This window comes from Mesorhizobium sp. M1006, from assembly GCF_040318825.1.
Lineage (GTDB): Bacteria > Pseudomonadota > Alphaproteobacteria > Rhizobiales > Rhizobiaceae > Mesorhizobium.
The window spans coordinates 43,894-56,504 of the sequence record NZ_JAMYMZ010000006.1 but is presented as its reverse complement, the minus strand read 5'-3'; the positions used below and the strand labels follow the sequence as shown (position 1 = coordinate 56,504).

The window sequence follows — 12,611 nt, the reverse complement described above, 5'->3', positions numbered from 1 at the left end:
GGTGCGCATGACACGGACACATGCCAAGGCGGGCTCGAAGACCAAGGTGGGGTCGAAGATGGAATTGCCGCTATTCAGGCATATTGCCTATTCGGTGGTTCTTCCGGACGATACCGCCGATGTTTCGGTGTCGGAATAGCTGCCGGGGACGAAACAATAGGCATAGATCTGTCCCCGATTTTCGTCGGTCACGCGGATCCAATCCTTTTCCCACGTTCGGAAGGTAATACGCCCGCCCGTCATCATAGCTGCGGCTCTGAACGGACTCGGCGCGTTGACAACGCGCACCGAGATAACATCGTCGCCGTCCATACGCTCGACGAGATACGTCTGCATGAAAGCCTCCCCATGCCCCGCTAGATCACCCGCACTTTAACGCCGGCTAATGAATTCGGTTGCAACTGCTTGGCGAAACTTTGGGTCCGATACTTTCCGTACCCACCGGCAACTTGGTCCTCCGTATCCGTCAGGTTTTTCAGCGACGGGATGCCAGTTCAGGGGATGGCAGGCTGATTGCGGCCATGCCGGCGACATGCCAATCTGCGCCGCAACGTTAGGCCTTCGCCTCCGCGGGCAATGGAAAAGGCGCTCGAATGGGCTCCTTTATGCTGTCCGTGATCTGGCATTCTGCCCGTGATTTGGCCTCATCGGACGACCCTGCAGGCCTTTGCGAGACATCCACATAGCGTGGCGTCGCCATCACCGAGGCATAGCAATGTGCGTCGGCGGAGAAATGGGACGGTTCGAGGTTTTCTGAACCTGCCTCACGACGACTGCGTCGTGTCGACGATCCGTTGGAACAGATGGCCTGGTGCTGGAACGTCAATCGTATTTGGCCAGGAAGCGCCCGACGGCGCTGAGGCAGTCGTGCTTTTCCTCCACATGCGGCATGTGGCTGGAATTCGGGAAGACCAGGCCTTCAACGCACGGGATAAGATCCAGAAAGGGCTGGACGCAGGCCTCGGTCGCTTCGTCGTAGAAGCCGCGGAAAACCAGGGTCGGCGCCTCGATCCGATGCAGGCGGTCAACGATGGTCCAGTTCCGCATCGTGCCGATGACGTGGAACTCATTCGGACCGTTCATGGTGTGATAGACGGTCGGATCTTCCTCGATTGCCGCAAATGTCCGGGCGACCTCTGGCGGCATCGGAACGACGCGACAGACATGACGGTCGTAGAAAGCCTTCGTCGCCGCAACATATTCGGGCTGATCGGTGGTTCCCGCCGCTTCGTGCCGGTCGAGCGCACTTTGCACATCGGCTGGCAACTCGGCGCGCAATTGCCGGGCTCCTTCCACCCACAGCGCCATCGAGGCCAGCGAATTGGCCAGGATCAATGCCTTCAGCCCCTCAGGGCGGCGCACGGCGTGCTCGGCCGAGAGTATGCCGCCCCAGGACTGGCCGAGCAGGGTATAATGGCCGGCAATGCTGAGATGGGCGAGCAACGCATCGAGTTCGCCCAGGAAGAAATCGACGGTCCAGAAGTCGCCGCCCTTGTCCGGCAGATGGGTCGATTTGCCGTTGCCGATCTGATCGTAGTGGATGACGGCTCGCCCGGTTCCGGCAAGCTCCTTGAATGAGTCCACATAGTCGTGGGTGCAGCCCGGTCCACCATGAGCGACGACCAGGGGCACCTTGCCCGACCCGATGTCCCCGGTCACACGGTACCAGGTGCGATAGCCCTTGTAGTCGCTAAATCCTTCGGTGATCGCATGTGCCGTCACAGTCCAAGCTCCGCATCATGGCGCGGCAGGAGCCACTTTGGTGCACCCCTCCCAAGCCTTGTTTGCGGCCGACGGTACTAAGCGGCCCAGCGCATTTACAGCTAGCACTATTTATAGGTTCGCCGGTTATGGGTTCGCCCGAGGCAAGGCCGATCGCCCGCAGGTCGCGAGCCTCAATGCTCCGGTTCGAGCAGCCGGTAATGGGCGGCGAGCGCGATGGCATGGAAGCGGTTGCGCGCGCCAAGCTTTCGCGTCGCCGCGTTGAGGTGCAGCGTTGCGGTAGGCACCGCGCGGCCAATCTCACGCGCAACCTGCTTGGCCGTCAGTCCGGCAGCGGCCAGGCGCAGGCACTGACGTTCGCGCGACGTCAGATGGACATGTTGGCAGGTGCGGATTCCGGCGTCGAAACCGGCGTAGGCGGAGTCATGCAGCAGATGACCCAGATCTCCGATCTCGGCGATCAAGGGTCTGGCTTCGAGCTCGAACCCGGCCTCCGGATCGGCACGGATCGCAGTGAAGGTGGCGAGATCGCCGCCGGCAAGGCGAATGGGTACGGTGACGCCGCAGGTCATCCTGGTGTCAAGCAAATAGCTGACCACAGGATCGTGCTTGGACTGGAGCACGCGCTGCATGACGGTGCTCTGAACGCCGCTGTGCGACCAGAGAAACGGTCTGGATACGGTGAGCGCGGCCTCCTGCACCGGGTCAAGCTGATAATATCCGCCCTTGCACCAGAGATCCTGCATGTCGCGCGGCACGTTGCGCAGAGCCATCAACGAGGGCGTGATAAGCTCGCCCTTGTGACTGACCGGCACGGGCGTATAGTCGTAGATGAATGCGGTGAAACCGATAGGCTCCAGCACCTCCGTTGCCACCGCCATGGCAGCGTCGATGCTCATTCCGGTTTGGAACCGGCTCTCTAGATCGCCTGGAAGGCTTTGCATCGGGCAAGCTTACCCGCTGATGATTGCTTGTCAAATAGCCATGTCGGCCGGCTGCTCAACAAATAGGCGGGGATAAGCCTGTCCGACCCTATCTATCTTAATAGCTATCCCGTCCGGCTTCGCTCGCCGTAGTCTTTTGCGATTGGGCCAAGTAGCGGACACCGTTCGCAAACCCAGACTGTTTCAGCCGCGCAATGGTCGATCGACCGGGCTCAGCGCGGCAAAAGCCGAGACGCCTCCATGAGGGAACAAATATGCGACCCCAAAAAGCATTTGCAGCGTTGATGCCCTGCCTGGCTCTGCTCGGCGTGTCCATGATGTCGCCGGCAAACAGTGCCCTGGCCACCGAGGGCAAGCCAGGCGGCACACTCCGACTGCTGGCCAATGCCGCGGCAGGCACCGCCGATCCGCACATCAACTACACGCTGCAGTATTTCCAGATCAATTATGTCCTCTACGATGGCCTGGTGACCTACAAGAAGGCCGGGGACAAGACCGGCTTCGAAGTCGTCGCGGACCTGGCGGAAAGCCTCCCGCAGGTCGAGAACGGCGGCAAGACCTACGTCTTCAAGCTGCGCAAGGGCATCAAATTCGCGGATGGGTCGGATGTCACCACGAAGGACGTGGTGGCTTCGTTCCAACGCATCTTCAAGATCAGCGGGCCGACGGCCGGGACCTTCTACAAAGGCATCGTCGGCGCGGATGCGTGCTTGAAGACGCCTGCGACGTGTACCCTCGAAGGTGGCCTGTCGGTCGACGACGCCGCCGGAAACATTACCTTCAACCTGGTCCAGCCGGATGCCGAGTTCCTGCAGAAGCTGGCTGTTCCGCATGCGTCGATCCTGCCGGCGAGCGCGCCGCTGAAGGACGCCGGCACCGATCCGATCCCGGGCACCGGACCCTACATGATCGCCAGTTACGATCCCAACAAGCTGATGAAGATTGTGCGCAACCCTCATTTCAAGGAATGGAGCAAGGAAGCGCAGCCGGCCGGATATCCGGACGAGATCGACTACGAATTCGGCCTAACCGACGAGGCGGCGGTGACCGCTGTCGAGAACGGCCAGGCGGACTGGATGTTCGACCCGCCGCCGTCCGACCGTCTCGCCGAACTCGGCACCAAATATGCCAAGCAGGTCACGGTTCATCCGCTGACAGCGATGTGGTACGCGCCGATGAACACCAATCTGGCGCCGTTCAACGACATCCGCGTTCGCCAGGCAGTGAACTTCGCGATCGACCGCGCCGCGATGGTCAAGCTGTTCGGCGGCAGCAATCTGGCGCAACCGGCCTGCCAGATCCTGCCACCGGGCTTCCCGTCATTTGTGGCCTATTGCCCGTTCACCGCCAATCCGGGCGAGAAGTGGTCAGCACCGGATATGGACAAGGCCAAGCAATTGGTCGCTGAATCGGGAACCGCAGGTCAGGAGGTGACGATCATCACCGAGGACACCACGGTCTCCAAAGCGATCGGCGTCTACCTGCAGGATGTGCTCAACCAGCTTGGCTACAAGACGTCGGTCAAGCCGATCTCGCAGAACATACAGTTCACCTACATCCAGAACACCAATAACAAGGTGCAGATTTCGATCTCGCAATGGTTCCAGGATTACCCGGCGCCATCGAATTTCCTGCAGGTCTTGTTCAGCTGTGCCTCGTTTACGCCGGGCTCCGACGCCTCGGTCAATATTTCGGGGTTCTGCGACAAGTCGATCGACGCATCGATGGACGAGGCAGAGGCAGCCACCATCGCCGATCCGGCCAAGGGCGCGACACTCTGGACCGCCATCGACAAGGCTGTGACGGACAAGGCTCCGGTCGCTGTCCTGTTCACGCCAAAGCGCGTCGATGTGATCTCTTCCAGGCTGAAGAACTTCACCTTCAGCCCGCAATTCTACTGGATTGTCAGCCAGTCCTGGGTGGAATAGCCGACCGGAGCCAATGCGACGGAGTGCCGCTGGCTCTCCGTCGCATTTCCTTTTCCGGCGGATCAGCGCATCTTCCAGGCCGCGATTTTTCCCAGGCAATCCTGTTCATGGTCAATGTCATTGCGGACCAGCCTGCCATCCCGGTTCGCCGGGCCACCGATGGCCCGTGGCGCACCGCATGGCGCAAGCTGAAAGGCGATCGTTCGGCAATATCTGCCTTCGCCGTGCTCGTCGTCATCGTGATCGCCTCGCTCGCGGCGCCGCTTTATGCGCGGTACGTCTCCGGCACCGATCCATTTGTGACCAATCTCAATGGCGAGATCGTCGTCGATGGGGTGACCCAGCCGGTGCTGCAGCCCTCCACCGAAGGCCTTGGCCTCGGCATGACGCCGGTCGGGCCGACCTGGCGCATCGGACCCTATATGCTGGGTGCCGACAACCAGGGCCGTGACGTCGCGGCGCGGCTGCTTTACGGCGGACGGGATTCGCTGTTGATCTCGGGTGCTGCAGCCGTGCTGTGCCTTGTCCTCGCGACATTCCTTGGGGTCGTTTCCGGCTTCTTCGGCGGCATCGTCGACATCGGCCTGTCGCGCATTCTCGACGTGCTCTGGGCTTTTCCGATTTTCCTGTTGGCAATTTCATTGTCGATCGTGCTGATTGCGCAGAGTATCCAGATCGGTCCGTTCGAAATCCGCTCCGGCAGCCTGTGGCTACCGGTCTTCATCATCGGCATCGTCTATGTGCCCTATGTGGCGCGGCCGATCCGCGGCCATGTCCTGACCTTAATGCATGCCGAATTCGTCACCGCTGCGATCGGCCTTGGCGCATCGCCCTGGCGCATCCTTTTGCGCGACATCATGCCCAATGTGGTGACCCGCATCATCGTTTTCGTGCCGTTGATCCTGGCGCTCAACATGATGACGGAATCCTCGCTGTCGTTCCTGTCGATCGGCGTGCAGCCGCCGGATGCCAGCTGGGGCACGATCATCCAGGACGGCCAGGGCCTGCTCTATTCGCGGCCGGTCGTGGCACTGGCGCCGGGGCTAGCCATTGTGATCACGGTGCTGGCTCTAAACATTCTGGGCGACGGCGTGCGCGACGCGCTCGATCCGAAATCCTCGCCGAGGGGCGTCTAGTGGTTGCCGCGCTCGGCTTCCGGCTTGGCCAGATGGTGCTGGTTATGTTCGGTATCAGCGTCGTCGCTTTCCTGATCTTCTTTGCGACGCCTGGCGCTGATCCATCGGCGCGCATTGCTGGCCGCAATGCTTCGCAAGAGACGCTGATCCAGGTGCGCCACGATTTCGGTCTCGACCGGCCATTGCCGGTGCAATATGGGCTGATGATGAACCGGCTTTTCGTCAGCCGCGATCTCACCTCCTTCGTCAATCGCGGGCAGCGCGTCATTCCGACCGTGATAAGCGCCATTCCCGTGACGCTGTCGCTGGTCGGCGGCGCGGCAGTGCTGTGGGTGCTCGGCGGATTGATCGTCGGTGTGATCGCAGGCGCAACGCGCGGTACATTCATTGATCGCGCGCTGATGATCCTGAGCCTGGTAGGTGTGTCGATCCCGGTCTTCTGGCTGGGCGAGGTCGCCAACCTGCTGACGCAAAGCCGCTGGCACGACAACTGGCTGTTTTCCTGGGTTCCTCCGCTCGGCTACATCCCCCTGACCGAGAATCCCTGGGGCTGGTTCAAGGCGCTCGTCATTCCGTGGTTCACGCTGGCAACCCTTTATGTCGGCCTCTACGGCCGGGTGCTGCGGGCAAGCCTGATCGAAATGATGCAGGAGGATTTCATCCGCACCGCCCGGGCCAAGGGGATCGGCGAACGCCGGGTGCTGCTGCATCATGGCCTCAGGACCTCTTTGGTCGCATTCGTCACCATGTTCGGCCTCGATTTCGGTGCCTTGGTCGGCGGCGGCGCGCTGTTGACCGAAGTGGTCTTCGGATTGCAGGGTGTCGGAAAACTGACGTATGAGGCGCTGCAGACCCTCGATCTGCCGATGATCCTGGCCACGGTGATTTACGCCGCCTTCTTCGTGGTGATGGCAAACTTCGTCGTCGACGTCGTCTTCGTCATAATCGACCCGAGGGCGCGCAATGTCGGCTGATGCTCCCCTTCTGGTGGTCAAGGACCTCACTGTCTCCTTCCGCAGCGACGAAGGCCTGGTGCGGGCGGTGGGAGGTGTTTCGTTCTCCGTCGAGCAGCGCGAGATCGTCGGTGTGGTCGGCGAATCCGGTTCGGGCAAAAGCCAGACCTTGCTCGCCATTATGGGGTTGATCGACAGCCCCAACGCTATCGTCTCCGGTTCCATCCGTTTCATGGGACAGGAGCTGATCGGGCTCAAGCGGCGTGCGCTCGATGCCATCCGCGGCCGCCAAATCGCGATGATCTTCCAGGATCCGATGTCTGCGCTCACCCCGGTGCATACGATCGGCAACCAGATCGGCGAGCAGGTCCGCGCGCATGAAAAGGTATCGGCGAAAGCGGCACGGGCGAGGGCCGTGCAATTGCTGGATGCGGTCGGCATCGCAAATCCGGATCGGGTCATCGACAGCTACCCGCACCAGCTTTCCGGCGGTATGCGCCAGCGCGCGGTGATTGCCATGGCGCTCTCGTGCAACCCGGCGCTGCTCGTCGCGGATGAACCGACTACAGCCCTCGATGTTACCGTGCAGGCGCAGATCCTCGAACTGATCGGACGATTGCGCGACCAGTTCGGTTCCGCTGTGATCCTGGTCACGCATGATCTTGGCGTCGTCGCCGAAGTCGCGGACCGGGTACTGGTTATGTATGGTGGACGCTTTGTCGAGGAGGGCGGCAAGAGCAGCGTGTTCCGGGCGCCGCTGCATCCCTACACATGGGGCTTGTTCGGCTCGATCCCGCCGATGGAGGGACCACGTCCAGCCCGGCTCGCTGCCATTCCGGGAATTCCGCCGTCGCTCTCCAACCTGCCGAAAGGCTGCGCCTTCAGCCCCCGCTGCGCCTTTCGCCACGACGCCTGTCTGGTTCAACTGCCGATCATGCAAGGCGAGAGCCATCGCGCCGCGTGCCTGTTGCCGGAGCCTACGCGCAGACAATTCGCTGCCCAGAGGCCTGGCGGCGTGGTGGAGATGCAACGATGAATGCCAGGCCACTCGAACGTCCGCTGCTTCGTGCCGGCGACCTGTCGAAGCGCTATAGCGTCGGCCGCTCGATCTTCCCGGCGCAGCGCCGGACCGTGCATGCGGTTGATAGGGTGTCGCTCGACATCTGGCCCGGGGAGAACCTCGGCATCGTCGGCGAGTCCGGTTGCGGCAAATCCACGCTTGGCCGGTGTCTGGTGCGTCTGACCGAAATCAGCTCGGGGTCGCTGGAATTCGAGGGCCGCGACATCAGCGACGCCTCCCAGCGCCAGCTTCGTCCGTTGCGGCGGCAGATGCAGATGGTCTTTCAGGATCCCAGCGCTTCGCTCAATCCGCGCCGGCGGGTCGGCGATCTGCTGGCCGATCCGTTCCGCATCCATGAACGCCTCTCGGCATCGGAAATGGCGGACCGCGTGGCCGAGCTCCTGCGCCGGGTCGACTTGTCGCCCCAGCACGCATCGCGCTACCCGCACGAATTCTCCGGCGGCCAGCGCCAGCGTATCGGCATCGCCCGCGCGCTGGCGCTGCGGCCACGGCTGATCGTGGCCGACGAGCCGGTCTCGGCGCTCGACGTGTCGATCCAGGCGCAGATCGTCAATCTGCTCGCCGACCTGCGCGAGGAGTTCAACTTGACCTATGTGTTCATCGCCCACGATCTTTCCGTGGTGCGTCAAATCTCGAGCCGTGTGGCGGTGATGTATCTGGGGTCAATCGTGGAGAGCGGGCCGACCGACGAGGTCTTTGCGGCGCCCAGACATCATTACACCGCGGCGCTGCGTTCCGCCGTGCCGATACCCAGCATCGACCGGGCGCGGCGCGGCCGGCTGGTGCTCAAGGGTGATCTGCCCAGCCCGATGAACCCACCCTCGGGGTGCCGGTTCCACACCCGTTGCCCAGCTGCCACCCCGATCTGCCGCAGCGAGCGCCCGCTTCTCCAAAGCATTGGCGAGGGCCGCCTGGTTGCTTGCCATCATCCAGCCGGCGGTTGACGAGGGAATTCTCGTTCAACGATATCCGGACCGTCAGCCGTAATCATTGCTTCGGCGAGAATAGAGGCCGATCTGGACGCCGCACGATCCGGCGCTATGTTGCGCTTCGGCGGCCGGGCATCGCGGATGCCTAATACTAAAGTAACTGTTCTCGCGTTGCCGAGCGATGCTACGATTTGAAGGACGGCGGCCGTACAGCGCTGCGTGATTTTGCGCCGGCGAGGACGGAATGTGGGAGGCCACTCTTCGTGCTGCAGCAGGCTGCCGCCGACATGTTGCTCGGTTGTCGACCATAAGGGAGGAAGTCACCAATGAAGATATCGTACCTGGTCTCGGCCGCGCTTCTTGCAGCGACCGCGATGCCTGCCGCAGCCGCCGAGATTTCCGACGGCAAGATCAAGATCGGCATTCTCAACGACCAGTCGGGCGTCTATGCCGATTTCGGCGGCAAGTGGTCGGTCGAGGCCGCCAAGATGGCGGTCGAGGATTTCGGCGGCAAGGTACAAGGCTCGCCGATCGAGATCGTCAGCGCCGACCACCAGAACAAGCCGGACATCGCCTCCAACATTGCGCGGCAGTGGTATGACACCGAACAGGTCGATTCCATCATGGAACTGACCACCTCCTCGGTGGCGCTCGCCGTCCAGGGAATTTCCAAGGAAAAGAAAAAAATTGACATCGTCACCGGCGCCGCGACCACCGAGCTAACCGGTAAACAGTGCTCGCCCTATGGCTTCCACTGGGCCTACGACACGCATTCGCAGGCAGTGGGGACCGGTGGCGCTCTCGTCCAGCAAGGCGGCGACAGCTGGTTCTTCGTCACAGTCGATTATGCATTCGGCTATTCGCTGAAGGAGCAGACCGCAAAGTTCGTCGAGAGCCATGGCGGCAAGGTGGCTGGCGAGGTGCGTTACCCGCTCGGCTCGACCGACTATTCATCCTTCCTGCTGCAGGCGCAATCGTCGGGCGCCAAGGTTATCGGCCTGGCGAATGCCGGCCTCGACACCTCCAATTCGATCAAGCAAGCGGCCGAATTCGGTATCGTGCAGGGCGGTCAGAGGCTTGCAGCACTTCTGTTCACGCTGGCCGAGGTGCATGGGCTCGGTCTCGAGGCGGCGCAAGGCGTGGTGCTGACCGAAGGTTTCTACTGGGATCGCGACGACAAGAGTCGCGAGTTCGCCCAGCGCTTCTTCAAGCGCACCAACCGCATGCCGAATATGATCCAGGCCGCCACCTATTCAGCGGTGACCCAGTATTTGAAGGCGATCGACAAAGCCGGCACCGATGGAACCGAGGCGGTCGCCAAGGAATTGCATGCGATGCCGGTGAACGATGTCTTTACGGCAAACGGCAAAGTGCAGGCAGACGGCAACATGGTTCACGACATGTATCTTTATCAGGTCAAGTCGCCGAGCGAGAGCACCAAGGAGTGGGACTATTACAAACCGCTCGCCACGATCCCCGGTAACGAGGCGTTTCTGAGCCCCAAGGAGAGCGGCTGTCCCATGGCAGGCGAGTGATTGGCGGACCGATGGCGCCGCCTGAACCGGATCGGCCGCGGGTGGTGCTTTCCGCCCGCGGCCTGCGGCGTGACTTCGCCGGCTTTGTTGCGGTCAGGAATGTCGATCTCGACCTCTACCACGGCAACATCCACGCGCTGATCGGACCCAACGGCGCCGGCAAGACCACCGTCTTCAACCTGCTCACCAAGTTCCTGCCGCCGACCAGCGGCAGGATCGAACTGCTCGGCCACGACATCACCCGCACCTCGCCGGCCAAGGTCGCGCGGATGGGCCTGGTGCGCTCGTTCCAGATCTCGGCGGTGTTTCCACATCTCAGCGTGCTCGACAATGTGCGTGTTGCGCTGCAGCGGCCGGGCGGGCTCAGCGTTCAGTTCTGGCGCTCGCTGTCTGCGCTCGATCGATTGACGCCGCGCGCCGAGGAGCTTTTGCGGTCGGTCGGCCTCGACGATGCCAAGAACAGGCCCGCCGCCGATCTCTCCTATGGCAGGAAACGCGTGCTCGAGATCGCCACGACGCTGGCGCTCGACCCGAAAGTGCTGCTGCTCGACGAGCCGATGGCCGGCATGGGGCACGAGGATGTGCGCACGGTTTCCGACATCATCCGCTCGGTCGCCAGGGAGCGTGCGGTGCTGATGGTCGAGCACAATCTGACTGTTGTAGCCGATCTTTGCGACTGGATAACCGTCATGCAGCGCGGTGAAATCCTTGCCGCCGGCGACTACTCCACGGTCAGCCGCGACGAGCGGGTGAGGATCGCCTATATGGGCACCGCCGATGAGTGACGCCGCGCCGCTTCTCGCCGTCCGCGGCCTCAACGCCTGGTATGGCGAGAGCCATGCGCTGCACGGCGTCGATCTTGAGGTCTTTCCAGGTGAAACTGTGACGTTGCTGGGCCGCAACGGCGTCGGCAAGACCACGACATTGCGCGCCATTATCGGGCTGATCCGCCAGCGGACCGGCCAGATTTTTTTCGACGGCAAGGATCTCATGCGCCTGCCATTGCACCGGACCGCGCATCAAGGCATCGGCCTGGTGCCGGAGGAACGCGGCATCTTCGCGACGCTGACCGTGGACGAGAATCTGGTTCTGCCGCCGATCGTCGCCGAGGGCGGCATGAGCGTGGAGGAAATATTCGATCTTTTCCCCAATCTGAAGGAGCGCCGCAACAGCCCCGGCACCAGGCTGTCGGGCGGCGAGCAGCAGATGCTGGCGATCGCGCGCATGCTCAGAACCGGCGTGAAAATGCTGCTTCTCGATGAGCCGACCGAGGGCCTGGCTCCGGTCATTGTGCAGCGCATCGGCGATCTGCTGGCGACGATGAAAAAGCGCGGCATGACGATCCTGCTGGTCGAGCAGAATTTCCGCTTTGCCAGCCGCATCACCGACCGTTTCTACCTGATGGAGCACGGCAAGGTCGTGGCGGGCTTTCCGGTCGGCGAACTGCCGGATCGCATGACGCTGCTGCATGAAGTGCTGGGTGTATGATGGCGCCATGACGATGATCTTCGGAATACCCGTTCAGGCATTCCTCGGCCAATTGCTGGTCGGCCTCATCAACGGCTCGTTCTACGCAATGTTGAGCCTGGGCCTGGCTGTCATATTCGGCTTGTTGCGCGTCATCAATTTCGCTCACGGCGCGCTCTATATGCTCGGCGCCTTCATCGGCTACCTGCTTCTCACCCGGTTCGGCATCGGCTACTGGCCGGCTCTGATCCTGTCGCCGCTGATCGTCGGCGGCTTCGGCGTCGTGGTCGAGCGCCTGGCGCTGTCGAGGCTTTACGACATCGACCCGCTCTACGGGCTGCTTTTCACCTTTGGCCTCGCGCTCGTGCTCGAAGGGGTGTTCCGTTACTACTATGGCGTATCGGGAAGTCCTTATTCCGTGCCGCCGCTGCTCTCCGGGGGAACCAATCTCGGCTTCATGTTCCTGCCCAATTATCGCGGCTGGGTGGTGGTCGCCTCGATGATCGTCTGTTTCGGCACCTGGGCGCTGATCGAGAAGACCAGGCTGGGCTCCTATCTGCGCGCGGCGACGGAGAACCCCGGCCTGGTGCAGGCTTTCGGCGTCAACGTGCCGTTGCTGCTGACCCTCACCTACGGCCTCGGCGCCGCTCTTGCCGGACTTGCAGGGGTTCTCGCCGCGCCGATCTATCAGGTGAGCCCGCTGATGGGATCTGACCTCATCATCGTCGTCTTCGCCGTCGTCGTGGTCGGCGGCATGGGATCGATCCTCGGGGCGATCGTCACCGGTTACATGCTTGGCCTCGCCGAAGGCCTGACTAAGGTCTTCTATCCCGAAGCCTCCAATCTGGTGGTCTTCGTCATCATGGCAATCGTGCTTCTGGTCCGGCCAGCCGGCCTGTTCGGAAGGGATGCCTGA

At 62.1% G+C, this 12,611-nt stretch carries 12 protein-coding genes; 9 read left to right on the top strand and 3 right to left on the bottom strand.

Annotated elements, in window-relative coordinates:
* Nucleotides 1-87: 87 nt before the first annotated feature.
* From NKH60_RS07500 to NKH60_RS07490, 3 genes are all read right to left on the bottom strand, one after another.
* Complete coding sequence (locus tag NKH60_RS07500) at nt 88-336, bottom strand: hypothetical protein (protein WP_352472478.1); 249 nt, start codon at nt 334-336, stop codon at nt 88-90.
* Nucleotides 337-822: 486 nt separating this feature from the next.
* Nucleotides 823-1,722, bottom strand: a complete 900-nt coding sequence (locus tag NKH60_RS07495) for a proline iminopeptidase-family hydrolase (RefSeq protein ID WP_352835870.1) — start codon at nt 1,720-1,722, stop codon at nt 823-825.
* Between the two features lie 173 nt (nt 1,723-1,895).
* Nucleotides 1,896-2,621: a LuxR family transcriptional regulator gene (locus NKH60_RS07490; protein ID WP_245274646.1), complete on the bottom strand. Its 726-nt coding sequence runs from the start codon at nt 2,619-2,621 to the stop codon at nt 1,896-1,898.
* Nucleotides 2,622-2,920: 299 nt separating this feature from the next.
* Between NKH60_RS07490 and NKH60_RS07485 the strand changes: the two genes are divergently transcribed.
* The 9 genes from NKH60_RS07485 (at nt 2,921) to NKH60_RS07445 (ending at nt 12,611) form a co-directional block, all read left to right on the top strand.
* Nucleotides 2,921-4,594, top strand: coding sequence for an ABC transporter substrate-binding protein (locus tag NKH60_RS07485; RefSeq protein ID WP_352541715.1), 1,674 nt, complete (start codon nt 2,921-2,923; stop codon nt 4,592-4,594).
* A gap of 107 nt (nt 4,595-4,701) precedes the next feature.
* The gene (locus NKH60_RS07480; protein WP_352449667.1) at nt 4,702-5,730 is read left to right on the top strand and encodes an ABC transporter permease; all 1,029 of its coding nucleotides are present in this window, start codon (nt 4,702-4,704) and stop codon (nt 5,728-5,730) included.
* Entirely contained in the window at nt 5,730-6,704 is a 975-nt protein-coding gene (locus NKH60_RS07475) for an ABC transporter permease (RefSeq protein WP_352541714.1), read from the top strand. Before NKH60_RS07480 ends, NKH60_RS07475 begins: the two co-directional genes overlap by 1 nt.
* The gene (locus tag NKH60_RS07470) at nt 6,694-7,719 is read left to right on the top strand and encodes an ABC transporter ATP-binding protein (RefSeq protein ID WP_352472482.1); all 1,026 of its coding nucleotides are present in this window, start codon (nt 6,694-6,696) and stop codon (nt 7,717-7,719) included. Before NKH60_RS07475 ends, NKH60_RS07470 begins: the two co-directional genes overlap by 11 nt.
* Nucleotides 7,716-8,708, top strand: a complete 993-nt coding sequence (locus NKH60_RS07465; RefSeq protein WP_352835867.1) for an ABC transporter ATP-binding protein — start codon at nt 7,716-7,718, stop codon at nt 8,706-8,708. Before NKH60_RS07470 ends, NKH60_RS07465 begins: the two co-directional genes overlap by 4 nt.
* A 311-nt stretch (nt 8,709-9,019) precedes the next feature.
* Nucleotides 9,020-10,228, top strand: a complete 1,209-nt coding sequence (locus NKH60_RS07460) for an ABC transporter substrate-binding protein (RefSeq protein WP_352835865.1) — start codon at nt 9,020-9,022, stop codon at nt 10,226-10,228.
* An 11-nt stretch (nt 10,229-10,239) separates the two neighbouring features.
* On the top strand, nt 10,240-11,013 hold the full coding sequence (locus tag NKH60_RS07455; RefSeq protein ID WP_352472485.1) for an ABC transporter ATP-binding protein: 774 nt from the start codon (nt 10,240-10,242) through the stop codon (nt 11,011-11,013).
* Nucleotides 11,006-11,716, top strand: a complete 711-nt coding sequence (locus tag NKH60_RS07450) for an ABC transporter ATP-binding protein (protein ID WP_352851014.1) — start codon at nt 11,006-11,008, stop codon at nt 11,714-11,716. Before NKH60_RS07455 ends, NKH60_RS07450 begins: the two co-directional genes overlap by 8 nt.
* Before the next feature lie 7 nt (nt 11,717-11,723).
* Nucleotides 11,724-12,611, top strand: a complete 888-nt coding sequence (locus NKH60_RS07445; protein WP_254819527.1) for a branched-chain amino acid ABC transporter permease — start codon at nt 11,724-11,726, stop codon at nt 12,609-12,611.

Bases quoted from the DNA above. Each gene is read 5' to 3' on its own strand.
- NKH60_RS07500 (WP_352472478.1), bottom strand. From the start codon at position 336: ATGCAGACGTATCTCGTCGAGCGTATGGACGGCGACGATGTTATCTCG.
- NKH60_RS07490 (WP_245274646.1), bottom strand. From the start codon at position 2,621: ATGAGCATCGACGCTGCCATGGCGGTGGCAACGGAGGTGCTGGAGCCT.
- NKH60_RS07485 (WP_352541715.1), top strand. From the start codon at position 2,921: ATGCGACCCCAAAAAGCATTTGCAGCGTTGATGCCCTGCCTGGCTCTG.
- NKH60_RS07480 (WP_352449667.1), top strand. From the start codon at position 4,702: ATGGTCAATGTCATTGCGGACCAGCCTGCCATCCCGGTTCGCCGGGCC.
- NKH60_RS07470 (WP_352472482.1), top strand. From the start codon at position 6,694: ATGTCGGCTGATGCTCCCCTTCTGGTGGTCAAGGACCTCACTGTCTCC.
- NKH60_RS07465 (WP_352835867.1), top strand. From the start codon at position 7,716: ATGAATGCCAGGCCACTCGAACGTCCGCTGCTTCGTGCCGGCGACCTG.
- NKH60_RS07460 (WP_352835865.1), top strand. From the start codon at position 9,020: ATGAAGATATCGTACCTGGTCTCGGCCGCGCTTCTTGCAGCGACCGCG.
- NKH60_RS07455 (WP_352472485.1), top strand. From the start codon at position 10,240: ATGGCGCCGCCTGAACCGGATCGGCCGCGGGTGGTGCTTTCCGCCCGC.
- NKH60_RS07450 (WP_352851014.1), top strand. From the start codon at position 11,006: ATGAGTGACGCCGCGCCGCTTCTCGCCGTCCGCGGCCTCAACGCCTGG.
- NKH60_RS07445 (WP_254819527.1), top strand. From the start codon at position 11,724: ATGACGATGATCTTCGGAATACCCGTTCAGGCATTCCTCGGCCAATTG.